Raw genomic sequence first — 21,223 nt, 5'->3', positions numbered from 1 at the left:
GCCGCCGGCGACCGGATCACGCAACCCAGCGCGGTCCGGCGTGATCCGGGCCGGTTGTTCGTTCAGGCCGCCGCGCGCACCGCATCCGGCTTCGCCCGCACGCCGAGCAGATGGCAGATCGCGAAGCTCAGCTCGGCGCGGTTCAGGGTATAGAAGTGGAACTGCTTCGCCCCGCCGGCATACAGCTTGCGGCAAAGCTCCGCCGCGAGCGTCGCCGAAACGAGCTGACGCGCGGCGGGCAGATCGTCGAGGCCGGCGAACAGCCGCCCCATCCACGCCGGAACCTCCGTCCCGCACATCGCCGACATGCGCTGAACCGCCGCGAAATTGCTGACCGGCATGATGCCGGGCACGATCTCCACGTCCATCCCGGCCGCAGCGACGGCATCGCGGTAGCGGAAGAACACGTCCGGCGAGAAGAAGAACTGACTGATCGCGCGGGTCGCCCCGGCGTCGATCTTGCGCTTCAGATTGTCGAGATCGGCCGCAGCGTCCGACGAATCGGGATGGCATTCGGGATAGCAGGCGACCGAGATCTCAAACGGGTGAAGCCGGCGCAGCCCCTCGACCAGCGCGGCGGCGTTTTCATAGCCACCCGGATGCGCCGCATAGCGCTCCCCCGCGCGCGGCGGATCGCCGCGCAGGGCAACGATGTGACGGACGCCGGCGGACCAATATTCGTCCGCCACCGCATTGATTTCGTCGCGCGTTGCCTCGACACAGGTGAGGTGCGCGGCGGCCGGCACGGCGGTTTCGCGGGCGATCCGCGCCACGGTGGCATGGGTGCGCTCGCGCGTGGAACCGCCCGCGCCATAGGTGACCGACACGAAGCGAGGGCCGAGCGGCGACAGCGTCGCGATCGAATCCCACAAGGTCGCTTCCATCGCTGCCGACTTGGGAGGGAAGAATTCGAAGCTGACGTCGATATCGCCCGCCACATCGGCGAACAGCGGCGCTTCAAGCGCGTGGCGCGCTTCTTCCAGCTGATTGATCGAAAGGGTCATGCCGCCTCTACCTCGTGAATTGTGGCACGCGGCTGTTTCATGCCGCCGGGTGCCGGCTTGCGCCCAAGCCAGATCTTTACGGTCAGTTCGCCGCCCTCCAGCGTCTCCGTCTGCTCGACCGTGAGGCCCGCAGTGTCGAACCAGCCTTCGATCTGCGCATCCGAGAAACCGAGCCGGGTGTGCGCATCCTGGGCGCGCAGCTCCTCTCGGTCATGCGGCGCGAAGTCCGCGATCAACAGCCGCCCGCCAGGGGCCAGCGCGCGGGCGGCCTCAACGATCGCCGCGCCGGGCTGCTGCGCATAATGGAGCACATGGTGAACAATCGCCACGTCGGCGCCAGCATCCGGCAGCGGCAGCGAATACAGATCCGCCTGGCGCAGCTCCGCATTGGCAAGGCCGCGCTCGCCGATCTTGGCCCGCGCGATGCGCAGCATTTCCGAGCTGCGATCGATACCTAGCGCCGTGCTGGCGCGCGGCGCGAACAGCTCGATCATCCGCCCCGTGCCAGTCCCGATATCAACCAGCCGGCCGAGCGGCGCGTCGCCCAGCAGCCGCTGCATGGCAATTTCCACCTCGCTTTCCGCAACGTGAAGCGAGCGGATCGCATCCCATTCGCTGGCATGCGCCTCGAACCATTGCGACGCCGACGAGGCGCGGTCCGCACGGACGGCAGCAAGCCGGGCGGCGTCGGTTGCCCCCTCCGCATCGGCGAACTCGCCATCCAGCGCGTCGATCGCCGCCAGCACCGGATCGACCAGACGGCGCGCACCCAGCGCCACGAAGACCCAGCTGCCTTCCTTGCGACGCTCCGTCAGGCCGGCATCGCACAGGATCTTCACGTGCCGGCTGACACGCGGCTGACTTTGCCCGAGCACCAGCGCCAACTCGCCGACCGACAATTCCATCGACCGCAGCAAGCGAAGGATGCGGAGCCGCGAAGAGTCCGCCAAAGCACGAAAGGTTTCCAACGCCTGGGTCACGCGAACAGATATAAAGATATCTTTATATCTCGTCAAACAAAGAGACATGCTGGCACGGGAAGCGGATCGGCGGAAATCGTTGCGGACCCAAAACGCCTGCGCGACGTTGGAGGCGCTGACGCCGCTTGCGGCATCGCGTAATCAAGAGGGAGAGAGTTGATGAAATATTTTGCCATCGCCGGCCTTGCCGCCGCCGTTGCCCTGGGCGCGTGCAGCCCGAATGCGCAGAACGAGACGGCCGAAGCGGCCAATGCCGTCGGTTCGGACGTGAGCGCCACCACCGACGAAGCGGTGGACGATGTGGATGCGGCAACCGATCAGGCGCTCGGCTCGGCCGAAGCCGCGCTGGATAACGCCGGTGAGAGCGCCGAGCGTGGCGCGGAGCGGGCCGGCAGCGCCATCTCCAACTCGGCCGATCGCGCCGCTGACGCCAGCGGCGAGGCACTGACCGATGCTGGCAACGAGCTGAAGAACTGATGATCCTTGCCGGAAGGGGAGCGCGATGCGCGTTCCCCTTGGCATTGCTGCTTGCCGCCTGTTCGGGCGAGCCGGCGGCGCCGGGCGCGCCCACGGCGGACGAAGAGCAACAGCTGAACGAAGCGGCGGCCATGCTCGAGGCCAACAGCGTCACGCTGGACAATATGGACGACGGAGCCGTGAAGTGAAGCAGCGCCTGGGATCGTCCGACTTGGAAATCGCGCCATTGGTGCTTGGCGGCAACGTCTTTGGCTGGACGGCGGATCGGCAGGCGAGCTTCGCCGTGCTCGACGCCTTTGTTGCCGGCGGCGGCACGATGATCGACACCGCCGATGTCTATTCCGCCTGGGCACCGGGCCATCAGGGCGGCGAGTCCGAAGCCGTGATCGGCGAGTGGCTGAAGGCGTCGGGCAAACGCGACCAGGTTCTGATCGCCACCAAGGTCGGCATGTTGCCCGGTGAGGGCGGCGAGAAGCTGGCGCCCGCCCGCATCGCCGCGGCATGCGAGGCATCGCTGAAGCGCCTCGGCACCGACCGGATCGACCTGTATTTCGCGCATCAGGATGATGAGGCGACGCCGCAGGAAGCTGCGCTCGAAGCGTTCGCCCGGCTGGTCGATGCCGGCAAGGTCCGCGTGCTGGGTGCCTCCAATTTCCACGCGGCGCGGCTGAAATCCGCCAATGAGAAGGCGCGTGCGGCCGGCCTGCCCCGCTATGACGCGCTCCAGCCCGAATATAATCTGGTCAGCCGCCACAAATTCGAAGGCGAGCTGCAGGATTATTGCGTGGAGCAGAATGTCGGGGTGACGCCATATTACGGGCTCGCCTCCGGCTTCCTCACCGGCAAATATCGCTCGCGCGAGGATCTGTCCAAAAGCGTGCGCGGCGGCCGTATGTCTGAATTGCTCGACGGCAAGGGCGGCAAGGTGCTGCACGCGCTGGACGCCGTTGCGGGAGAGACGGGCGCAACGCTGGCGCAGATTTCGCTGGCCTGGCTGATCGCGCAGGACGGCGTAACCGCGCCGATCGCCAGCGCGACCAGCGTGGCGCAGATCGAGGAACTGCTGCCGGCAATGACACTGGAGCTCTCGCGCGAACAGCTCGACCGGCTGACAATGGCGGGTGCCTGACGTTGCAGCATGAGGTCCGGGAGGTCGGCGCACAGGTTGCCGGCGGGTGCAATGGCATCGGCGGCACGGGCCTGCTACGCACGTTAACCGTGTCGCATCAGTCCAGCGCAACCATCGGGGCCTAAGGCAGGATCATGTCGTCCCGCCTTCGCCTTCTGCTCGCCGTGCTGGTGGTCGCCATCGGCGCATCGGTCTTTTTCATGATCCGAGCGCCTCAGCAGCCCGCGCCAGCGGCACAGGCGCGGGCCAATGATGCGAAGTCGGAGGACGCGCCGGCCGTGGCACAGGCGGCCGTCGCCGCGGCGCCGGCCTCCGTCGCGGGGCCAGAAGCCGATCCTGACGCTTATACGATCAAGTCGATCCTGCCGATCGACGGCCCGCTGAAGATGGGCGACCATCATTGGGACGAGAGCGCCGCGCCTGCGACCGGTACGATCGTCATCACCGTTGATCTCGCCGCGCAGGTGCTCAGCGTTTTTCGCGATGGGCATGAAATTGGCGCGGCGGCGATCCTGTTCGGCGCGGATGCGAAGCCGACCCCGCTCGGCGTCTATCCGATCACGCAAAAGGACAAGGATCACGTCTCCAACATCTATGATGCGCCGATGCCGTACATGCTGCGCCTGACCAATGACGGCGTCGCGGTTCACGCCAGCAATGTGGCGGACGGCTATATGACCCATGGCTGCATCGGCGTGCCGCTGCCGTTCGCCAAGAAGCTGTTCGAGACGGTGAAGCTTGGCGACAAGGTGATCATCACCCGCGGCGAGACGCTTGAGCTTGGCCAGGCGGTGAAGGCCGCCGCCTAGCCCCGCAATTCAATCACCGGCGAAGGTCAGCGCGGTGATCCGGCGTTCCCGCTCATTGATCGTCAAGGCTCGACCTGCCGGGGCAGCGGCGCGCTGCGGGCATGATGGACGAAAGCACTGGCGGCAGCCGAGCCCGATGGGCATCGCCGCGCCGGCAAGGTCGAAGCCGCGCGCCGCCGCCAGCGTTCCGGCATGTTCCGCCGCCACCCCGATCCCGATCGCGAATTCGGCCGAGACCAGCCCGTATCGCTGCCCCTGCGGCGTGACGGTGCGCGCCATGGTCAGCCAGCGTTCGCCATCCTCCAGCTCGACCAGCTGGACCGCAAGGTGCCCGGGTCGGTCGAAGGCGTGGTGGAGGTGCCACAGCGGGCAGCGCCCTTCCGCCTCGACCAGCGCGGCGCCGCTCGCGCCCGCATAGCGCTTTGACGACTGGCCCGCGCGATCGACCCGGATCATGAAAAAGGGCAAGCCGCGCGCGCCGACCCGCTGAAGCGTCGTCAGCCGGTGCGCGACATGTTCGAACCCCGCTCCAAAGCGGCGCTGGAGCAGCTCGATATCATAGCCGGTCGCCTCGCAGGCGCGCAGGAAGCGCGCATAGGGCATGGTCACGGCGGCGGCGAAATAGCTGGCGAGATGGCGCCGGAACAGGCGGTCCGCCGCGATCTGGCCGAAGCCGGCGCCGGTCACCAGCGCATCGATCTCCGCCCGCGCCTCGATCAAGGCCAGCTGGAAGGCGGCGGCGAAGGTGCGGCTGGCGGGATCGAGCAGTTCCGACAGCTGAAGCTGGCGGGCGTGAAGGTCTAGCCGGCGCAGCACATCGGGCATCACATCGACGGGAAGGATGCGGATCGCGAGGCTGTGCTTCACCCGCAGCCGTTCGGAAATGGCGCCGTAGAGATCGCCGGCGCCAAGCCGCAGCTCGTCCGCCAGCGCCTCCGCCGCGGCGTCGAGATCGGGAAAGTGGTTGCGCCAGCGCCCGATCTCGCGCCGGACAAGCGCTACCGGATCGTCGGACGGCGCAGCGGTGGCGCCGCCCTGCCCCGCGCGGTCGAAGGCGCGCGCGAACGCCTCGGCCCCACCGGGCGCAGCGGCCAGCCATTCCTCCAGCTCGTTGCGGTCGATCTCCAGATCGGCGAACATCGGGTCGGCCAGCCGCCGCCGCATTGCATCGCGCCCGCCGCCCGGCTCCGCCGCGGTCAGCGCGCGCGGATCGAAGTCGAAGGTCTCCGCCAGCTTCACCAGCAGGGTCGCCGACACGGGGCGCTGATTGCGCTCGACCAGGTTCAGGTAACTAGGGCTGATCGCCAGCATCTCGGCCATGGCGGCCTGGCTCAGCGCCTGCTGCCGGCGCAACCGCCGCACGACATGCCCCGCCATCAATTTGCGCTCTGCCATTGCCGGACCGTGACGGCCCGCAAGCAGCATGTCAATTCTTTACAGAAAGACAAACTTGCGATCGGTGGTGAGCGACCCGCTGACACGGATTGCTGCTGCGTGTTCGTTGAGAATCACCGGTCCATGTTGTTCATATGATCGCAGTTGTAAGCATTCACACAGGAGAACGACCATGGACGCTACCCCGCAGCGCAGCCGCGCCGTTTTCTCGACCGAGGACTTCGGCCTCATGAAGGAGGCGATCGGCGAGTATATCAAGAAGATCGCCGATGACCCCCGCTCGGCGAAATTCTCGAACCTGTACCACCGCCTCGGCCGCCTTGGCTGACCGGTCACCCGCCTGATCCACCCCTTGCTGCGGGACTGATCCCGCGTGCCCCCATTCGCGACAGGAAGAATGATGACCTACCAGGAACAGACCAGCGCAATCGGCCAGCTCGTCGCGAGCTACAAGGGCACGTGGGACGGGATCGATCCGGAGTCGGTGGCGCGCATGCGGCTGCAGAACCGGTTCCGCACCGGGCTCGACATCGCGCGCTACACCGCGGCCATCATGCGCCGCGACATGGCCGCTTATGATGCGAACCCGGCCGAATATACCCAGTCCCTAGGCTGCTGGCACGGCTTCATCGGCCAGCAGAAGCTCATCTCCATCAAGAAGCATTTCGGCAGCACCAAGGGACGGTATCTGTACCTCTCCGGCTGGATGGTCGCGGCGCTGCGCAGCGAGTTCGGCCCACTGCCCGACCAGTCGATGCACGAAAAGACCAGCGTTCCCGCGCTGATCGAGGAACTCTACACTTTCCTGAAGCAGGCTGACGCGCGCGAGCTGGGCATGATGTTCCGCGATCTCGACAAGGCGCGCGAAAGCGGCAACGAGATCGAGGCGCAGCGGCTGATGCAGGCGATCGACAATTACGAGACCCATGTCGTGCCGGTCATCGCCGACATCGACGCGGGCTTCGGAAATGCCGAAGCGACGTATCTGCTCGCGAAAAAGATGATCGAAGCGGGCGCCTGCGCGCTGCAGATCGAGAACCAGGTGTCCGACGAAAAGCAATGCGGCCACCAGGACGGCAAGGTGACGGTGCCGCACGAGGACTTCCTCGCGAAGGTCCGCGCCTGCCGCTACGCCTTCCTGGAGCTGGGCGTCGACGACGGCATCATCGTGACCCGCACCGACTCGCTCGGTGCCGGCCTCACCAAGCAGATCGCCTTCTCCAAGGAGAAGGGCGACATCGGTGACCAGTATAACGCCTTCCTCGATTGCGAGGAGGTGGCCGACCTTTCATCGCTGCGCGGCGACGTGGTGATCGAGCGCGACGGCAAGCTGATGCGCCCGAAGCGGCTGCCGTCGAACCTGTTCCAGTTCCGCGAAGGGACCGGCGCGGATCGCTGCGTGCTCGATTGCATCACCTCGCTCCAGAACGGCGCGGACCTGCTGTGGATCGAGACCGAGAAGCCGCATATCGAGCAGATCGCCGGCATGGTCGATCGCATCCGCGAGGTGATCCCGAACGCGAAGCTGGTGTATAACAACAGCCCCAGCTTCAACTGGACGCTAAACTTCCGCCAGCAGGTGTTCGATGCCTGGGCCGCGGCGGGCAAGGATGTCTCCGCCTATGACCGGGCAAAGCTGATGAGCGTCGACTATGACGATACCGACCTCGCAGCGGAGGCGGACGAGAAGATCCGCACCTTCCAGAGGGATGCGGCGGCGCGGGCTGGCATTTTCCACCACCTGATCACGCTGCCGACCTATCACACCGCGGCGCTGTCGACCGACAATCTCGCCAAGGAGTATTTCGGCGAGGCGGGCATGCTCGGCTACGTCAAGGGCGTGCAGCGCAAGGAGATCCGTGAAGGCATCGCCTGCGTGAAGCACCAGAATATGTCGGGTTCGGACATCGGCGACGACCACAAGGAATATTTCGCCGGGGAGGCCGCGCTGAAGGCCGGCGGCGTCCACAACACGATGAACCAGTTCGCGGCGTGAAGCGGGTGCCGTAGCGATCGCTACGGCACACCCGGATCCTGCCGGGCCGCACCGCCACCAAGTTCCTGGGGAGGAAGGATGCCCGTCGGTGGTTCGCCACCGGCGGGTGTTTCCATGTCGACCCGGCAAACCAACGGGTTGAGCGGTCCGCCGGAGAATGACAGAACCACCCGCATGACGCGTCTAGTCGCCGCCCTTGCCGCGCTCCTGCTCTCGCTGGCGGCCCTGCCCGCCCATGCCGCCGTGACCATCACCTTCTGGAGCCATGAGTTCGGCAATCACTTTCCGCACGCCTTCTTCACGCTGCGCGGCACGCCCGATGCGGGGGGCGAGCCGGTCGACCTCAATTACGGCTTCACGCCAAAGGCGATTTCGCCCGCAATCCTGTTTGGTCCGGTGCAGGGCCGCATCGACATTGCCAAACGCGGCTACATGGAGGGGAGCGATGCGCAATTCTCCCTGGTCCTGACCGATGCGCAATATGCTGACATCCTGCGCCTGGTGAACGAGTGGGACGAAACGAAGGGCGATGGCACCTATCGGATGAACACGCGCAATTGCGTGCACTTCGCGCAGGAGGCCGCTCGCCGGGCGGGGCTGACCCGGGTGGATTTCCCCGCGCTGATGAAAAAGCCGCGCTCGTTCCTGAAGGCGGTGGCCAGCGCCAATGCGGCGCAGGTGACCATCATCGACCGACACGGCAAGCAATATCTGGCGGCACTCGAAAGGGAGAAGCGCGCGCCCGAACCAAGGGCGATGATCGCCACCAATGCGCCTGCACCGGTGAAGTAGCCGCCAGTTTCCGATCAGGACGTGGCAGGCACGAGCTCGATCACGTCCACCAGCGATTCAAAGGCGGGTAACGGCAGGACCAGCCGCCAGCGCGCCTCCCCGACACGATCCACGAAGCCTGCCATGTCGCGATCTTCGTCGCGGCCATAGGCCATGGCGCGGGTCTCATCGCCCAGCATCAAGGTGCCCAGGAACACTGGCCGCCCGCCCGCATCGGGAAAGATGCGCCCAACCGGACGCTGCGATCCGCTGATCTTTTCGAAGCGAAGGAGGGCACCGTCGTGATCGATGCGACAGGTGAAGGGCGGATAGGCGATGTAATCGAGCATGCCGGCGCTCTTCGCGCCCAGCTTGAACACGCGGCAGCGATATTGCCCCGGTGGAGGCAGCGGATCGGCAAGCCGTGCATCGGGAACCAGCAGCGCCCCTTGCGCGGCGATCGCCGGCCCAGACCCGCCAGCACGCGCCCGCTCCAGCGCCTCCAGCCAGGCTGACCGCCATTTGCGTAAACGATCACGATCGGCGAGCGTCGCGACCGTCCGCCAGTCCAGCGGCGGCGCGACAGGCGTTCGCGCGCCTGCCACAGCGGGCGCGGGACGTGCGCCCTGCGGCGCCGCCTTTCGCCCACCACAGCCTGCGAGCGTCGCCGCCGCGGTCAATGCGACCAGCACCTGCTTCATGCCGACGACCCTTCCCTGTTGCCGAAGGGCTAGCCCGCGATCAGGCGGTGGTCCAGCCGCCATCCATGGAAAGGTTCGCGCCGGTGATCGAGGCTGCCTCTTCGCGGCACAGGAACAGCGCAAAGGCGGCGACCTGATCCGGCGTCACGAACTTCTTCGTCGGCTGGGCAGACAGCAGCACGTCATTGATCACCTGATCACGGGTGAGGCCGCGCGCCTTCATCGTATCGGGAATCTGATTTTCGACCAGCGACGTCCAGACATAGCCGGGCGAGATGCAGTTGACCGTGATCCCGTCGGTGGCCGTTTCCAGCGCCACCGTCTTGGTCAGGCCGACCAGGCCGTGCTTGGCAGCGACATAGGCCGACTTGTTCGGGCTGGCCACGAGGCTGTGGGCGGAAGCCGTGGAGATGATCCGGCCCCAGCCGGCTGCACGCATCAGCGGAACGGACGCGCGCATCACGTGAAAGGCGCTGGTCAGGTTGATGGCGATGATCGCATCCCATGTGTCGGTCGGGAAGTCGGCCACCGGCGCGACATGCTGGATGCCGGCATTGTTGATGACAATATCGGGCCCGCCAAGCTCGCCATGGCAACGCGCCACCATGGCTTCGATCATTTCCGGTCGGGTCATGTCGGCCGGGTCGTGCAGCGCGGGCGCGCCGCTCGCCTGCGCCAGTGCGGCGCACTGCTGCTCGATCGCTTCGGCCTCCCCGAAGCCGTTGATCATGACGGCCGCCCCTGCCCCCGCCAGCGCACGCGCATAAGCCGCGCCGATGCCGGAGGTGGAGCCCGTGACCAATGCGGTCTTGCCCTTCAGAAACATGATCCATCTCCCTATCAGCGGGCCCGCCGGCCGTGCGCTTGCCGTCAACGCCGTGGGTCACCGCGAACATAGGCAATCAACCCGCGTCGATTGCAACCGGCCTTCATCTTCGCGCATTCATGCCGGATCGGTAACGAAGGAACACCGCCATGCGGCTCGACGATTTCGACAAGGACATCAATGTCGAGGATCAACGCGGGCAAAGCTTCGGCGGCGGCGGCGGTGGCGGCCTGCTGCTCGGCCTGCTGCCGCTGATCGGCAGCCGGTTCGGCTGCGGCGGCATTGTGGTGGTCCTGCTGATCTTTGCGGTGTTCGGCGGCCTCGGCAATATCGGCGGGCTGCTGACCGGCGGCGGCAGCGCTCCCTCCACCCAAGTGAGCCGAAACGGCGCGGGCAGTGCCGGCGGCGGCGGCGCGACGGCCGCCTGCTCGGTCGACGCAGCAACGCGATCGACCTGCAACGCCTTCTCCTCGGCGGAAAATACGTGGGAGCGGCTGTTTGCCCAGTCCGGCCAGCAATTCCAGGCGCCCAAGCTGGTATTTTACGGCGGGCAGGGCATGTCCGGCTGCGGCGCGGCCTCGTCGGCCATGGGGCCGTTCTACTGCCCGTCGGACCAGGGCGTGTATATCGACACCGGCTTCTTTGACGAGTTGGTCCAGAAATACCGCGCAGCCGGCGATTTCGCGCAATATTATGTGGTGGCGCACGAATTTGGCCATCATATCCAGACGCTGACCGGCGCTTCCGAACAGGTTCGCCAGGCTCAGGCGCGCGGCAGCCGCGAAGAGGGTAACGCCCTGTCGGTGCGGCTGGAGCTGCAGGCGGATTGCTACGCCGGCGTGTGGGCGGCGCAGAACCGCGACCGGCTGGAGCCGGGCGACATCCAGGAGGGGATGCGCGCGGCCGAGGCGATCGGTGATGACACGCTCCAGCGCGAAGCTCAGGGCCGTGTGATGCCCGAAAGCTTCACGCATGGCACCTCGGCGCAGCGGCAGGCGTGGCTGAACCGCGGGCTGCAAAGCGGCGATCCGGCGGTCTGCGACACGTTCAGCGGCGCGATCTGATCACGGCGAACCAGAGGGCGTCGTCGGAAACCCGCTCGACGCCCCGGTTCGGATCAGATGCGCACCAGCATCTTGCCCTTGTTGGCGCCGGTGAAGAGACCGAGGAAAGCGTCGGGCGCGGATTCCAGTCCTTCAAACACCGTTTGCTCGCGCGTGAGACTACCGTCCTTCAACCAGCGCCCCATGTCCTCATAGAAATCCGCCGCGCGGGCGAGGTGATCGCCGACCAGGAAGCCCTTGATCGTCACCCGCGCACCAATCACCTTCGCCAGATACTTCAGCGACTGCGGCTGGCCTTCATTGTAGATGTCGATCATGCCGCAGATCGCGAAGCGCGCGTTCATGCGGGCGGCGAGCAGCGCTGCATCCAGGTGATCCCCGCCGACATTGTCGAAGTAAACGTCAATGCCCTCGGGCGCTGCCTTGGCAAGCGCCTGCACCACGTCGCCCGACTTATAATCGATCACCGCATCGGCGCCGAGCGACTTTACCCAATCGCACTTTGCCGCCCCGCCGGCCGAACCGATCACCGTCATGCCCTTCGCCTTGGCGATCTGGACGACGGTCGATCCGACCGCGCCAGCCGCCGCTGACACGAAGACGATGTCCCCTGCCCGCGCCTGTGCGACATCCAGCAGCCCGAAATAGGCGGTCATGCCGGGCATGCCGAACTGGCCCAGAAATGCCTCGTCCGGCACGTCGAGCCGCGGCAGTGGCTGCGCCTGGCCGGCCGGCAGCACCGCTTCTTCGCGCCAGCCGAGCATGTGCTGAACCTTGGTGCCGACCGGCACCTTGTCGGATCGGCTTTCCACCACTTCGCCGATCGCACCCCCCTGCATCGGTTCACCCAAAGCGAATGGCGGTACGTAGCTTTTCACGTCATTCATCCGCCCGCGCATGTACGGATCAACCGAAAGCCAGTTGTTCGCAACGCGCACCTCGCCGTCGGTAAGCGGGGCCGACGGCCGGTCGATCAGGGCGAAGTCACCCGATTTCGGCATACCCTTGGGGCGCGAGTGCAAGGTCCAGGCACGCGGCATCATTCTCTCCCATCTTGTCTGGCTTGACGCATTTATGCCCGAGGGGCGGGCCCAACGCAAAGAGCCCGGGCGTCGTGCCCGGGCTCCCCGCTCGCCTGGCCGCAGAGGGAAACGGCCGGCGGTTGGCTGGTGAAGATCAGTAGGTGCCGGAGAAGCTGCGATCGAGGTTCGTGCGGCGCTGATTGTCGTCCTGGTCACCGCTACGCTTGTCCGTGCGATCACCATAGCCGAACAGGGCGGAGCTATTCTCCTCGTCGCGCCAATGCTTCTTCGCTTCGTCCGCCGTCTTGGACAGCGTCACGTTCGTGTCCACGCTGGAGATCCAGCTCGACGGGATCGAATGATGATGCCCTTCGGCCTCGGGATCGTTCTTGGTCAGCAGGATGCGATCACCGCGCACCTTGTCCACAGTGCCGACATGCGTGCCGTCCGAGCCGACGACGTCCATATGCTCTTTCACCTTGTTCAGCGAATCGCGCTGGGTCTGGCGGGTCGTGCGCCAGGACGAGAATTCATTCTCGAACTTGCTGCGGTTCTCTCGGCGATACTCGTCATAGTCGCGGTCGAGCGCCGCAATCTGGGTACGGCGCCAGGAGCCATAATCGGAATCGCGATCATATGCGTTCTGGTCGCCATAGTTGCGCTCATCATAGCGCATGTCGGCCTCGCGGCGGCGCTCCGCCTCGTCATCGCCGAACCAGGAGCGCACTTCGTCTCCGGCGCGGGCGAAGAAGCCGCGATCGTCATAATCATAGCCCTGCGGGACCCCGCGATAGCCGCCGCGCTGGCGATTGCCGCCGCCGCCGCCACCCATTCGCTGCCGCTGGCCGCCGAACTCACGATCCCGGAAGCGATCGCCCGTGTCGAACCGGCGCCCGCCACCATAACCACCGCCGCGTGAATCATCGGCGCCATATCCTGCGCGGCCGTAGCGCTCGCCCGAGGACTGGCCATAGGCGGACTGGCCATAACCGGACTGCCCGTAGCCGGATTGGCCGTAGCCTAAGCCGCCACCGCTGCGCTCACCCCAGTCGCGGGTGTTGTTGTCGCGATCGCTCCAGCCGCGGCCGCCGCCGCGCCGACCGTAGGACTCGCCCGACCCATAGCCGCGGTCCTGATCGCTGCGTTCGCCATAAGGCACGAAGTTGCGGGTGTAGTCGCGATCATCGTCGTCGTCGTCATGGCCGCGGTTGCGGCCGCGATCCAGGGCGCCGGCAGCGCTATATTCGCGCGCGCTGGAATAGGTGTAATCACGCCCCGAGCCAAAGTCCCGGCCATAGTCCTGCTGGTCGCGTCGGCCACTATAATCGCCGCGCGAATTACGGTCATAGCCCATGTCCAAACTCCTTCCGTCTGCGGACAGCGCCGGGCTGTGTCGCCCGGTCACGATGCTGTTTGAAAGGCTGACCGGGGCGAATGTTCCCCCTCAAGCGGGCCGTTTTCGCCCAGACGATCGTTCCCGTCGCCGAGCCACCGGCGGATCATTTCAGCCTGCGACGAGAAGCCGTTGCATGAACGCGAAGCGCAAGCTAAGGGCGACGCTCCCGGCTTCGCCGGGGTCCGGGCGGGGCCGTAGCTCAGATGGGAGAGCGCTGCAATCGCACTGCAGAGGTCAGGGGTTCGATTCCCCTCGGCTCCACCAGCCCGCCCCTTTATGCTTCAGTCTTGCTCGCTCACCCCGCACCGCTCGTCTCGTGAAGAAGCGGGCGGCGCCCTTCTTTACCGGCAAGCGGCACGCAGCCGCCTCATTCCGCACGAGGGCGTCCCGGTTCGCCGGTGACGTCGGGTTCTTGCGCGGGGGCGGCGAAGACCGAACGGTAGACGAGACCGCCGACAATGCCGCCCAGAATGGGTGCGAGCCAGAATAGCCAGAGCTGCTGGATCGCCAGCCCGCCGACCACCAATGCCGGGCCAGTGCTCCGTGCCGGATTCACCGAGGTGTTGGTGACGGGGATGCTGATGAGGTGGATCAGCGTCAGGGCGAGGCCGATCGCGATCGGGGCGAAACCGACCGGCGCACGCCGATCGGTCGCGCCGATGATGACGAGCAGAAACCCGGCGGTGAGAACGAGTTCGATGGTAAAGCCGGCGGCCAGACTGAAGCCGCCGGGCGAGGCGCTGCTATAGCCGTTCTCGGCCAGGCCGTTTGTGGCGAGATCAAAACCCGGTGCGCCGCTGGCGATCTGGTACAGCAGCCAGGCCGCTGCGATCGCGCCGACGACCTGCGCCAAGACATAAGGCGCGATATCCTTCGCCGGGAAGCGGTTGCCGGCCCAGAGACCGAAGGTGACCGCAGGATTGAGGTGACAGCCGGAGACTTGCCCAACCGAATAGGCCATCGTCAGAACGGTCAGGCCAAATGCAAAGGACACGCCAAGCAGCCCGATGCCTACGTTCGGGAAAGCAGCGGAAAGGACGGCACTGCCGCACCCGCCGAAGACCAGCCAGAAGGTGCCAACAAGCTCGGCCCCCATGCGTCGTCCCAGATCCGGCATCTTGCTCTCCCGCAGCCTTTCGTCGCCGGGACCTGAGGCTAGGGCGTCTTTGTCGTGGCAATATCGGGGTTAGCCCGGCCTGAAGAAAGAAACTGCCCGTAGGGCAAAAGGCTGAGGCGCCCGTCCATGAGCAATGGCGTGCCCGGCAACGATGTTTCCGCGACACACCTGGCTCTTCCTGATCGGGACTAGAATTCGTGCTGGTAGGACACGCCCAGCCGGGTGTTCTGCCCGAAGGTGTTGGTGACGTAGCTTGCCCTGGCGGACACGGTATCCTTGCCGGTGAGATGATAGGACAGGCCGCCAGCTGCCGCGAGGCCGGAGAAGTCGTTCGTCCCCTTCGAAAAGTTCGCACCGGCGATCAGCGTCAGCCGCTCGGTCAGCGGGCGGATCGTGAACACGCCGAGATAGGCGCTGTTGCTGCTAACCTCGATCGGGATGCCTTCCTGCTGATCCAGATCGGTCACTGCCTGCCGGCCATTGGTATAGGTGTAGCCGAACGGCACGAAGATTTGCCACTTGCCCGTTTTCAGGCCCGCCCGTGCGAGGGGCACGAAGCCGCCCAGCGAATAACGGGTCTGCTGGATGCCCGAGTCCAGCTCGCTTCGCCCGGCGGCAAAAGTGACGATCGCGATCGGGAGGAGATAGGACGCACCCAGCGACCATTGGCCTGACTTTGCGATGCGCCCGTTGAACTTGAACTTGGGGCCGACGGCCATCGAGCCGGACACTGAAAGCTCCCCGGCATAGGATGCGCCGACCTTGGTGGCGATCTTGGTCGGATCCTCGGCCGCCTTCTGCTCCTGCTGCAGCTCCTGCTGCTGCCGCTGCTGCTCTTCCCGTTGAGGCGGACCATCCTGCGCGCGGGAAGAACGCGGCACTGCCAGCGTGAACGAGGCGACAGCGACGACGATGAGCCTCAGCCAGACCTGCTGTTGTGAGGGAAGCAAATGCACGAACCGGCTCTCCTTCCCGTCAGCGGCATGTTGCCCTCCTGAATATCCGGCTGACTTCACCCGCCCAACAGGGGAAACTCCCGCCTTTCGCCAGGATCATTGCCGAGGCGGATGAGCGGCGGGTGTGCGACGCTTGCGGAACGAGGGCAGTCCGGCGAGTGGGTCCGCCAACGGACGGTCGCACTTTGCTGCGTCGCGGCGTGACTTTCCTGCCCGTGCATCGTTAAGTCGCTTGTATGAGTGACGATCTGCCCGAGGCGATTCCCGCCGCCACCCTCATCATCTTTCGCCAGGCAAGGAATGGCCCGCCAGAATTGCTGATGGTGGAGCGGGCCAAGGCCATGGTGTTCGCCGGCGGCGCGATGGTGTTCCCTGGCGGCCGGATCGATCCCGGCGATCATGCGCTGGCGGAACTGACCGGCGGGGACGAGGAGACGGCCGCTCGCATCGCCGCGGTTCGCGAAACCATCGAGGAGGCGGGCCTGCCGATCGGCCTTTCCGAGCTTCCCAGCGCGGAACAGCTGGCGCAAATGCGCGCCGCCCTGCACGGCGGCGCAACCCTGGCAGAGGCACTGGCGGAGGCGGACGCGACGCTTGATCTGGCGCAGCTCGTGCCCTGGGCGCGGTGGCGGCCGGCGCACCGCAACATGCGGATCTTCGACACGCGCTTCTATCTGGCGGAGCTTCCCGTGGATGCTCCGCACGCGACGGTCGACCAGACGGAGAACGTTCGGCTGGTCTGGGCGACGGCGCAGCAGGTGCTGGCGGATGCCGATGACGGCAAGCTCGAGGTGATCTTTCCCACCCGCCGCAACCTGGAGCGGCTGGCGCTGTTCAGCAGCTTTGCCGACGCGGCGGCGCATGCCCGCGAAACGCCGATCCGGACGGTCACGCCCTGGTCGGAGACGCGCGGCGATGCGGAGCATCTCTGTATCCCTGACGATTGCGGTTATCCGGTCACATCGGAGGTGATCGCGAGCGCCATGCGCGGCTGATGCCGCCGCGCAAGCGCACGCGCGGGCGCGTGCGTCATGTCCTTCGCTGGATCGTGTCGCTCGCGATGGCGGCGTTGCTGGCGCTGCTCGCTCATGGCTGGCTGCGACAGCATCCGGAGGATACGCCCTGGGCACCGCTCGATCTGGCGCGACCGATCGGCATGTTCACCGGGCGGAAGCTGGCCGCGCTCGGCGAGGACTTCCCGCAATGCCGGGCGCTCCTGGACAAGGCGGGTGTGGAATATGTCGCGCTGGCCGAACTGCGCGAGGGCGCCCGCTGCGGCTATGCCGATGGCCTGCGCTTCGCCGCGGATGACCCGCGCATCACGCCATTCATTCCTGCCCGCCTGGGGGTCGCCTGCCCGGTCGCGGCGGCGCTGGCGCTCTGGCAATGGGAGGTCGTGCAGCCCGCCGCCGAACGCCATTTTCGCATGCGCGTGAGCGGGATTGAGCATCTGGGCAGCTACAATTGCCGCCGCCTCTATGGCCGGAGCAGCGGCGATTTCAGCCAGCATGCCACGGCCGATGCCGTCGACATTTCCGGTTTCCGGCTGGCGGACGGACGCCGGATCACCTTAATCGCCGACTGGAAGAAAGGCGGCGCAGAGGCCGCGTTTCTTCGCGAGGTTCGCGATGGGGCGTGCGGCGTCTTTGCGACCGTTCTTTCACCCGATTACAACGCCGCCCATCGCGATCACCTGCACCTCGACCAGGCCGATCGCGGCGCCATGGGCTGGCGGTCCTGCCGATAAGACCGATCGCGAAAGCTCTCAGTGCGGCAGGGCGCCGGCTTCGACCTTCTCCACCCAATAGGGGTAAAAGGCCGGCTGGCGCGAGGACCAGCCCGAAGCCGTGGCCGCCGCCTCACTGATCGACTGCAGCAGCTTGCGCCGCAGCTCGGGGTGAAGATGCGGGAGCGCGGCTGCCGCACAGAAAGCGCCGGGAAGCCACGGGCGAACCGCCGCACCGATCAGTCGTTCATAGAGGAAGCGGTAGGCCGAAAAGCTGGAAATTCGCTCCTGCCCGAGATCGAAGGCGCTGACGGTGGTGAGCGGCCCCAGAAACCGCTCAACAGCGTCGAGGCCGCTCTCGTCAGGAACAAGCGCGCGGATTTCCGGCAGTCGCATATAGTGCCGCGCCTGCGCACGAATGCTGGCCGCCTCCACCACGTCGCGCGACCAGCGTGCCATGGCATCATCCCGGTCCAGCCCGATATCGAGGCTGCGCCTGATGTAGCGCTGCGTCGAGGCGTTGAAGCCCGCGAATTCCTTCATCTCTGCCAGCGTCATCACGCCTTCCGCTGGCTTCATCCTGGCACTCATCGTGACTACCCCGCCCGCATTGCCGAAGCCGGGCCGTGATGCACCAGGATGATTGTCGTGATCCCGGGCGCCCATGGCCGACGCCCGATACGATCATGACCAATGCCGCGCCGCAACATCAGATGCGACGAACGGATTACGTTTGTTACGGAATGATGTTACGTGCGTCTTCCACGCAACAATCAGGCATCCCGCTGGCGCTCTGCTTCCTCGTCATAGCCTGACGACGGTGCCGGGTCGGCCCGCGCCGGCTGCGTGGTGGACGGGGGATCGGACGCGTCCATCGATTCATCCAGCCCGGCATCGAGCTGCGCATCCTTGCTCTCGGGGTGCTTGTCGAGCCGCTTGGAAATTGATTCATCGCGGCCCGCATCCTGGGACGGCGGTTGTTGGGTCGGCATGACGCTCTCTCCTACTGAAACGGTTGCTCAACGAGCAATGAAGCTCGCCTGTTCCTTGTTCAGCCGTCCGCAGCCAACCGACGGACGGCCACCGTTTGCGCGATCAACTGCGCCGTGCCGAAGATGGTCATGAAGGCGATGTCGGTCGCGTCTCGCCCAACGGCGACCCGAGCCATGTCAGCGCAGGTGGCCATGCCGGTCGCATCGACCAGCCGCCAAGCGCCGCCCAGCCACAACTCCGCAACGGCGTGAAAGTCCGGCGGATCGACGCCGGGTGCATATACGGCCACGCACCGCGCCGGGATCTCCGCCGCTCGGGCAAGCGCGACCAGCAGATGAGCATAATCGCGGCAGACGCCGCGCCGCTCGGCAAAGGTCGCCAGGGCGCCGCCCCGCGGCTCCGTCGCCGCAGCGCTATATTCCAGTGATTTCTGCACCCAGTCGACGAGCGCCAGTGCAAGCTCCCCACCCGACAGTCCGGCGAACTGCCGCCGAACGAAATGTTCGAACCGATCGGACTCGCAATAGCGGCTGGGCAGGAGATAGCCGATCGTCTCGGCCGGGAGAGACGAGACCGGCGTGGGGCCAAAAGCGGCAAGGTCGACGGCGGGGCGATCGACGTCGATGATCGCGTGGTAATCGGCCACCAGGCGGCGCTCGCCGCGGGCCCAGCAACGCTGCCCGATGCCCTCCTCCCCCATCACGGCGCGGATCGGATGATCCGACCGGATCAGGAGGGACTCCACCTCGATCCGCTGGTCAGTCAGCGCCGCGGCCTCGACCTGGAGCAGAACGTCGGCGGGCTCAGGGAAGGCATAATCCAGATGAACGTTGATCGAGAGGCGCATCGCTTGTTCCTGCGCCGGACTGGCCCGGCCACCATGACACATTCACTCCAGCAACATGCATCAGCCGTGCCGGCCGCTGTCGCTCACCAGCCTGCCACCCACCCGTATGCCTCGACACGCGGGGCCGGCACGCAGGGCAAGAAAAAGGCCCGGCGGGGTAACCCGCCGAGCCTCATGTCTCAGCCTCTCGGTCGCTTATTCGCGATTGCCGAGGAACGAGAGCAGGAACTGGAACATGTTGATGAAGTCCAGATAGAGCGACAGCGCGCCCATAATCACGGCCTTGCCCATCATGTCCGTGCCCGCGACATAGGCGTACATTTCCTTGATGCGCTGCGTGTCATAGGCCGTGAGGCCGGCGAACAGCAGCACACCGATCGCGCTGATGCCCATCTGCAGGGCCGGGCTCTGCAGCCACAGGTTCAGCAGCGACGCCACGATCAGGCCGACGACGCCCATGATCAGGAACGTGCCGAAGCCCGACAGGTTACGCTTCGTCGTGTAGCCGTAAAGGCTCAGCGACAGGAACGCGACGGAGGTGGCGAAGAACGTCGTGGCGATCGAGGTACCGGTGTAGACGAGAAAGATCGTCGACATCGACACGCCCATGATGGCGGCAAATGCCCAGAAGATCGCCTGTGCCGCGCCGGTCGACAGCCGGTTAATGCCAAAGCTCAGCACCATCACGAACGCCAGCGGCGAGAACATGACGATGTATTTCAGGATGCCGGGCGCAAGGAAGATCTGCGCCGCCAGGCTTTCACGCCCGCCACTGGCGAACAACAGCGCGACGATGCCGGTAAGCAACACGCCGGAGGCCATGTAGTTATACACCGACAGCATATATTTGCGGAGACCCGCATCATATGCCGTGCCACGCGTGCCCGGTACGCTCGCGCCGAAGGCATTCGCCGTCGGACGGGGGTCGGACCAGTTAGCCATTGTCAGTTTGCTCCTTCGTCCGGCAAATGGCCGGATACGTCTTCGAATATCGCGCGGGTGACCCCAAAGTTCAAGTTCGGGCCGTCCGGGCAACAGTTCGTCACAATAGAATGGGTTCGCCGATGCATCGCTTGTTCGTGGCGCTCCGTCCGCCTCCCGAGATACGCGATGCGCTTGCCGATGTGATGGACGATGTGCCCGGCGCCCGCTGGCAGGACGACGATCAGCTGCACGTAACCGTGCGCTTCATCGGCGCCGTGGATCGGCCGGTTGCCGAGGATGTTGCGGCCGCCCTGGCGGGGGTCCACGCCCCGGCGCTGGACGTGACCCTGTCGGGGGTCGGGCAATTCGGCCAGCGCGGACGCAGCGACGCGCTTTGGGCCGGGATCGCCCCGCACGAGCCGCTCGCCGCACTTCACCGCAAGGTTGATCAGGCACTGGTACGGGTTGGGCTGGAGCCGGAACGACGTGCCTATCTGCCCCACCTCACGGTCGCGCGCCTTTCCCGCGGGCTGCACGTCGGCCCGGAGGTGGACGCCTGGCTCGCCCGCAACGCTGGCCTGACCAGCCCTACCTTCACCTTCAATCACCTGGTCCTCTACGAAAGCCACCTTGGACGAAGCGGCGCGAGCTACGAGCCAATCGCCCGCTGGCCCCTCGCCTGATCGTCTGTTAGGCCACGGGCAAAGAACCAAATGAGGGGAGCAGGATGAACACGACCGCGGACGGTGAATATCGCGCCACAGGCTATGCCTGGTACGTGCTCTCGATCCTCTTCGTGGTGTACATCCTGAACTTCATCGACCGGCAGGTGATTTCGATCCTGGCCGAGGACATCAAACGCGATCTGAACCTCCGCGACGAGGATCTGGGCTTTCTGTACGGCACGGCGTTTGGCGTGTTCTACGCGCTGTTCGGCATTCCGCTGGGGCGGCTTGCCGATAGCTGGCACCGCGTGCGGCTGATCAGCGTCGGGCTTGCACTCTGGTCGACCATGACGGCCCTGTCCGGCCTGTCGCGAACCGGCGGGCAGCTTGCCGCCGCGCGGATCGGCGTGGGCATTGGCGAGGCA

25 protein-coding genes and 1 tRNA gene are annotated in these 21,223 nt (G+C 65.9%); 13 read left to right on the top strand and 13 right to left on the bottom strand.

The features are described from left to right. Positions 1–62: 62 nt before the first annotated feature. Together metF and AX702_RS01665 are read right to left on the bottom strand one after the other, a co-directional pair. Positions 63–1,004, bottom strand: a complete 942-nt coding sequence (metF, locus tag AX702_RS01670; RefSeq protein ID WP_066775507.1) for a methylenetetrahydrofolate reductase [NAD(P)H] — start codon at positions 1,002–1,004, stop codon at positions 63–65. Next, complete coding sequence (locus tag AX702_RS01665; protein WP_066775505.1) at positions 1,001–1,984, bottom strand: ArsR/SmtB family transcription factor; 984 nt, start codon at positions 1,982–1,984, stop codon at positions 1,001–1,003. Before AX702_RS01665 ends, metF begins: the two co-directional genes overlap by 4 nt. Positions 1,985–2,143: 159 nt before the next feature. Here AX702_RS01665 and AX702_RS01660 point away from each other — a divergent pair, with 159 nt between their 5' ends. The 4 genes from AX702_RS01660 to AX702_RS01645 all read left to right on the top strand — a co-directional run bounded on the left by AX702_RS01660 (position 2,144) and on the right by AX702_RS01645 (position 4,399). Then, the gene (locus tag AX702_RS01660) at positions 2,144–2,461 is read left to right on the top strand and encodes a hypothetical protein (RefSeq protein WP_066775502.1); all 318 of its coding nucleotides are present in this window, start codon (positions 2,144–2,146) and stop codon (positions 2,459–2,461) included. A gap of 38 nt (positions 2,462–2,499) precedes the next feature. Further along, positions 2,500–2,649 (top strand): hypothetical protein, encoded by a 150-nt coding sequence (locus tag AX702_RS01655; RefSeq protein ID WP_231731686.1) that lies wholly within the window; start codon positions 2,500–2,502, stop codon positions 2,647–2,649. Then, complete coding sequence (locus AX702_RS01650; protein ID WP_066775498.1) at positions 2,646–3,590, top strand: aldo/keto reductase; 945 nt, start codon at positions 2,646–2,648, stop codon at positions 3,588–3,590. Before AX702_RS01655 ends, AX702_RS01650 begins: the two co-directional genes overlap by 4 nt. Before the next feature lie 134 nt (positions 3,591–3,724). Then, positions 3,725–4,399, top strand: coding sequence for a L,D-transpeptidase family protein (locus AX702_RS01645; RefSeq protein WP_066775497.1), 675 nt, complete (start codon positions 3,725–3,727; stop codon positions 4,397–4,399). Positions 4,400–4,408: 9 nt separating this feature from the next. On the opposite strand, the gene AX702_RS01640 is transcribed toward AX702_RS01645, so the two are convergent. Then, positions 4,409–5,794, bottom strand: a complete 1,386-nt coding sequence (locus AX702_RS01640; RefSeq protein WP_066775543.1) for a helix-turn-helix domain-containing protein — start codon at positions 5,792–5,794, stop codon at positions 4,409–4,411. Between the two features lie 172 nt (positions 5,795–5,966). On the opposite strand from AX702_RS01640, the gene AX702_RS22335 reads away from it, so the two are divergent. The 3 genes from AX702_RS22335 to AX702_RS01630 all read left to right on the top strand — a co-directional run bounded on the left by AX702_RS22335 (position 5,967) and on the right by AX702_RS01630 (position 8,582). Further along, a complete protein-coding gene (locus AX702_RS22335; protein WP_169715658.1) occupies positions 5,967–6,122 on the top strand; it encodes a hypothetical protein in 156 nt (51 codons plus the stop codon). A gap of 72 nt (positions 6,123–6,194) precedes the next feature. Next, positions 6,195–7,790 carry an isocitrate lyase gene (locus AX702_RS01635; RefSeq protein WP_066775541.1) on the top strand — a complete coding sequence of 532 codons (1,596 nt, stop codon included), beginning with the start codon at positions 6,195–6,197 and terminating at the stop codon, positions 7,788–7,790. 174 nt (positions 7,791–7,964) lie between these two features. Continuing rightward, positions 7,965–8,582: a hypothetical protein gene (locus AX702_RS01630; protein ID WP_197420465.1), complete on the top strand. Its 618-nt coding sequence runs from the start codon at positions 7,965–7,967 to the stop codon at positions 8,580–8,582. 14 nt (positions 8,583–8,596) lie between these two features. Here the strand turns inward: AX702_RS01630 and AX702_RS01625 are convergent, their stop codons facing one another. Next, positions 8,597–9,262: a DUF4893 domain-containing protein gene (locus AX702_RS01625; RefSeq protein WP_082745920.1), complete on the bottom strand. Its 666-nt coding sequence runs from the start codon at positions 9,260–9,262 to the stop codon at positions 8,597–8,599. A gap of 40 nt (positions 9,263–9,302) precedes the next feature. Next, complete coding sequence (locus tag AX702_RS01620) at positions 9,303–10,088, bottom strand: 3-hydroxybutyrate dehydrogenase (RefSeq protein WP_066775495.1); 786 nt, start codon at positions 10,086–10,088, stop codon at positions 9,303–9,305. 149 nt (positions 10,089–10,237) lie between these two features. Between AX702_RS01620 and ypfJ the strand changes: the two genes are divergently transcribed. Beyond that, the gene (ypfJ, locus tag AX702_RS01615; protein WP_066775493.1) at positions 10,238–11,152 is read left to right on the top strand and encodes a KPN_02809 family neutral zinc metallopeptidase; all 915 of its coding nucleotides are present in this window, start codon (positions 10,238–10,240) and stop codon (positions 11,150–11,152) included. Between the two features lie 53 nt (positions 11,153–11,205). Here ypfJ and AX702_RS01610 read toward each other — a convergent pair whose 3' ends face one another. Next, positions 11,206–12,192, bottom strand: a complete 987-nt coding sequence (locus AX702_RS01610; RefSeq protein WP_197420464.1) for an NADP-dependent oxidoreductase — start codon at positions 12,190–12,192, stop codon at positions 11,206–11,208. Between the two features lie 136 nt (positions 12,193–12,328). After that, on the bottom strand, positions 12,329–13,528 hold the full coding sequence (locus tag AX702_RS01605; protein ID WP_066775491.1) for a DUF2171 domain-containing protein: 1,200 nt from the start codon (positions 13,526–13,528) through the stop codon (positions 12,329–12,331). 230 nt (positions 13,529–13,758) lie between these two features. Here AX702_RS01605 and AX702_RS01600 point away from each other — a divergent pair. After that, a tRNA-Ala gene (locus AX702_RS01600) sits at positions 13,759–13,834 on the top strand. A gap of 103 nt (positions 13,835–13,937) precedes the next feature. Here AX702_RS01600 and aqpZ read toward each other — a convergent pair. Both aqpZ and AX702_RS01590 read right to left on the bottom strand, forming a co-directional pair. After that, the gene (gene aqpZ / locus AX702_RS01595; protein WP_066775489.1) at positions 13,938–14,687 is read right to left on the bottom strand and encodes an aquaporin Z; all 750 of its coding nucleotides are present in this window, start codon (positions 14,685–14,687) and stop codon (positions 13,938–13,940) included. 188 nt (positions 14,688–14,875) lie between these two features. Next, positions 14,876–15,643: a hypothetical protein gene (locus AX702_RS01590; protein WP_156455312.1), complete on the bottom strand. Its 768-nt coding sequence runs from the start codon at positions 15,641–15,643 to the stop codon at positions 14,876–14,878. Positions 15,644–15,879: 236 nt separating this feature from the next. Here AX702_RS01590 and AX702_RS01585 point away from each other — a divergent pair, with 236 nt between their 5' ends. Further along, positions 15,880–16,638, top strand: a complete 759-nt coding sequence (locus AX702_RS01585; protein WP_066775485.1) for an NUDIX hydrolase — start codon at positions 15,880–15,882, stop codon at positions 16,636–16,638. After that, positions 16,638–17,390 carry an extensin-like domain-containing protein gene (locus tag AX702_RS01580; RefSeq protein WP_066775482.1) on the top strand — a complete coding sequence of 251 codons (753 nt, stop codon included), beginning with the start codon at positions 16,638–16,640 and terminating at the stop codon, positions 17,388–17,390. The genes AX702_RS01585 and AX702_RS01580 overlap by 1 nt, the downstream gene beginning before the upstream one ends. 18 nt (positions 17,391–17,408) lie before the next feature. Here the strand turns inward: AX702_RS01580 and AX702_RS01575 are convergent, their stop codons facing one another. The 4 genes from AX702_RS01575 to AX702_RS01560 all read right to left on the bottom strand — a co-directional run bounded on the left by AX702_RS01575 (position 17,409) and on the right by AX702_RS01560 (position 20,151). After that, positions 17,409–17,948 (bottom strand): hypothetical protein, encoded by a 540-nt coding sequence (locus tag AX702_RS01575; RefSeq protein ID WP_371262849.1) that lies wholly within the window; start codon positions 17,946–17,948, stop codon positions 17,409–17,411. A 194-nt stretch (positions 17,949–18,142) separates the two neighbouring features. Then, complete coding sequence (locus AX702_RS01570) at positions 18,143–18,361, bottom strand: hypothetical protein (RefSeq protein ID WP_066775480.1); 219 nt, start codon at positions 18,359–18,361, stop codon at positions 18,143–18,145. Positions 18,362–18,420: 59 nt separating this feature from the next. Beyond that, positions 18,421–19,209, bottom strand: coding sequence for a transglutaminase-like domain-containing protein (locus AX702_RS01565; protein WP_066775478.1), 789 nt, complete (start codon positions 19,207–19,209; stop codon positions 18,421–18,423). 195 nt (positions 19,210–19,404) lie between these two features. Further along, entirely contained in the window at positions 19,405–20,151 is a 747-nt protein-coding gene (locus AX702_RS01560) for a Bax inhibitor-1/YccA family protein (protein ID WP_066775476.1), read from the bottom strand. A gap of 122 nt (positions 20,152–20,273) precedes the next feature. Here AX702_RS01560 and thpR point away from each other — a divergent pair, with 122 nt between their 5' ends. Together thpR and AX702_RS01550 are read left to right on the top strand one after the other, a co-directional pair. Continuing rightward, the gene (gene thpR, locus AX702_RS01555) at positions 20,274–20,816 is read left to right on the top strand and encodes an RNA 2',3'-cyclic phosphodiesterase (protein WP_066775538.1); all 543 of its coding nucleotides are present in this window, start codon (positions 20,274–20,276) and stop codon (positions 20,814–20,816) included. 44 nt (positions 20,817–20,860) lie between these two features. Then, the coding region (locus AX702_RS01550) for an MFS transporter (protein ID WP_156455311.1) at positions 20,861–21,223 on the top strand (363 nt) is incomplete at its 3' end.

Source organism: Sphingomonas sp. CCH5-D11 (assembly GCF_001557395.1).
Lineage (GTDB): Bacteria > Pseudomonadota > Alphaproteobacteria > Sphingomonadales > Sphingomonadaceae > Sphingomonas.
Note: the sequence above shows the minus strand (reverse complement) of the source record. Positions and strands in the feature narration are given on the sequence as shown.

Bases quoted from the DNA above. Each gene is read 5' to 3' on its own strand.
- metF (WP_066775507.1), bottom strand. From the start codon at position 1,004: ATGACCCTTTCGATCAATCAGCTGGAAGAAGCGCGCCACGCGCTTGAA.
- AX702_RS01660 (WP_066775502.1), top strand. From the start codon at position 2,144: ATGAAATATTTTGCCATCGCCGGCCTTGCCGCCGCCGTTGCCCTGGGC.
- AX702_RS01645 (WP_066775497.1), top strand. From the start codon at position 3,725: ATGTCGTCCCGCCTTCGCCTTCTGCTCGCCGTGCTGGTGGTCGCCATC.
- AX702_RS01640 (WP_066775543.1), bottom strand. From the start codon at position 5,794: ATGGCAGAGCGCAAATTGATGGCGGGGCATGTCGTGCGGCGGTTGCGC.
- AX702_RS22335 (WP_169715658.1), top strand. From the start codon at position 5,967: ATGGACGCTACCCCGCAGCGCAGCCGCGCCGTTTTCTCGACCGAGGAC.
- AX702_RS01635 (WP_066775541.1), top strand. From the start codon at position 6,195: ATGACCTACCAGGAACAGACCAGCGCAATCGGCCAGCTCGTCGCGAGC.
- AX702_RS01630 (WP_197420465.1), top strand. From the start codon at position 7,965: ATGACGCGTCTAGTCGCCGCCCTTGCCGCGCTCCTGCTCTCGCTGGCG.
- AX702_RS01625 (WP_082745920.1), bottom strand. From the start codon at position 9,262: ATGAAGCAGGTGCTGGTCGCATTGACCGCGGCGGCGACGCTCGCAGGC.
- AX702_RS01620 (WP_066775495.1), bottom strand. From the start codon at position 10,088: ATGTTTCTGAAGGGCAAGACCGCATTGGTCACGGGCTCCACCTCCGGC.
- ypfJ (WP_066775493.1), top strand. From the start codon at position 10,238: ATGCGGCTCGACGATTTCGACAAGGACATCAATGTCGAGGATCAACGC.
- AX702_RS01610 (WP_197420464.1), bottom strand. From the start codon at position 12,192: ATGCCGCGTGCCTGGACCTTGCACTCGCGCCCCAAGGGTATGCCGAAA.
- AX702_RS01605 (WP_066775491.1), bottom strand. From the start codon at position 13,528: ATGGGCTATGACCGTAATTCGCGCGGCGATTATAGTGGCCGACGCGAC.
- aqpZ (WP_066775489.1), bottom strand. From the start codon at position 14,687: ATGCCGGATCTGGGACGACGCATGGGGGCCGAGCTTGTTGGCACCTTC.
- AX702_RS01585 (WP_066775485.1), top strand. From the start codon at position 15,880: ATGAGTGACGATCTGCCCGAGGCGATTCCCGCCGCCACCCTCATCATC.
- AX702_RS01580 (WP_066775482.1), top strand. From the start codon at position 16,638: ATGCCGCCGCGCAAGCGCACGCGCGGGCGCGTGCGTCATGTCCTTCGC.
- AX702_RS01575 (WP_371262849.1), bottom strand. From the start codon at position 17,948: ATGAAGCCAGCGGAAGGCGTGATGACGCTGGCAGAGATGAAGGAATTC.
- AX702_RS01570 (WP_066775480.1), bottom strand. From the start codon at position 18,361: ATGCCGACCCAACAACCGCCGTCCCAGGATGCGGGCCGCGATGAATCA.
- AX702_RS01565 (WP_066775478.1), bottom strand. From the start codon at position 19,209: ATGCGCCTCTCGATCAACGTTCATCTGGATTATGCCTTCCCTGAGCCC.
- AX702_RS01560 (WP_066775476.1), bottom strand. From the start codon at position 20,151: ATGGCTAACTGGTCCGACCCCCGTCCGACGGCGAATGCCTTCGGCGCG.
- thpR (WP_066775538.1), top strand. From the start codon at position 20,274: ATGCATCGCTTGTTCGTGGCGCTCCGTCCGCCTCCCGAGATACGCGAT.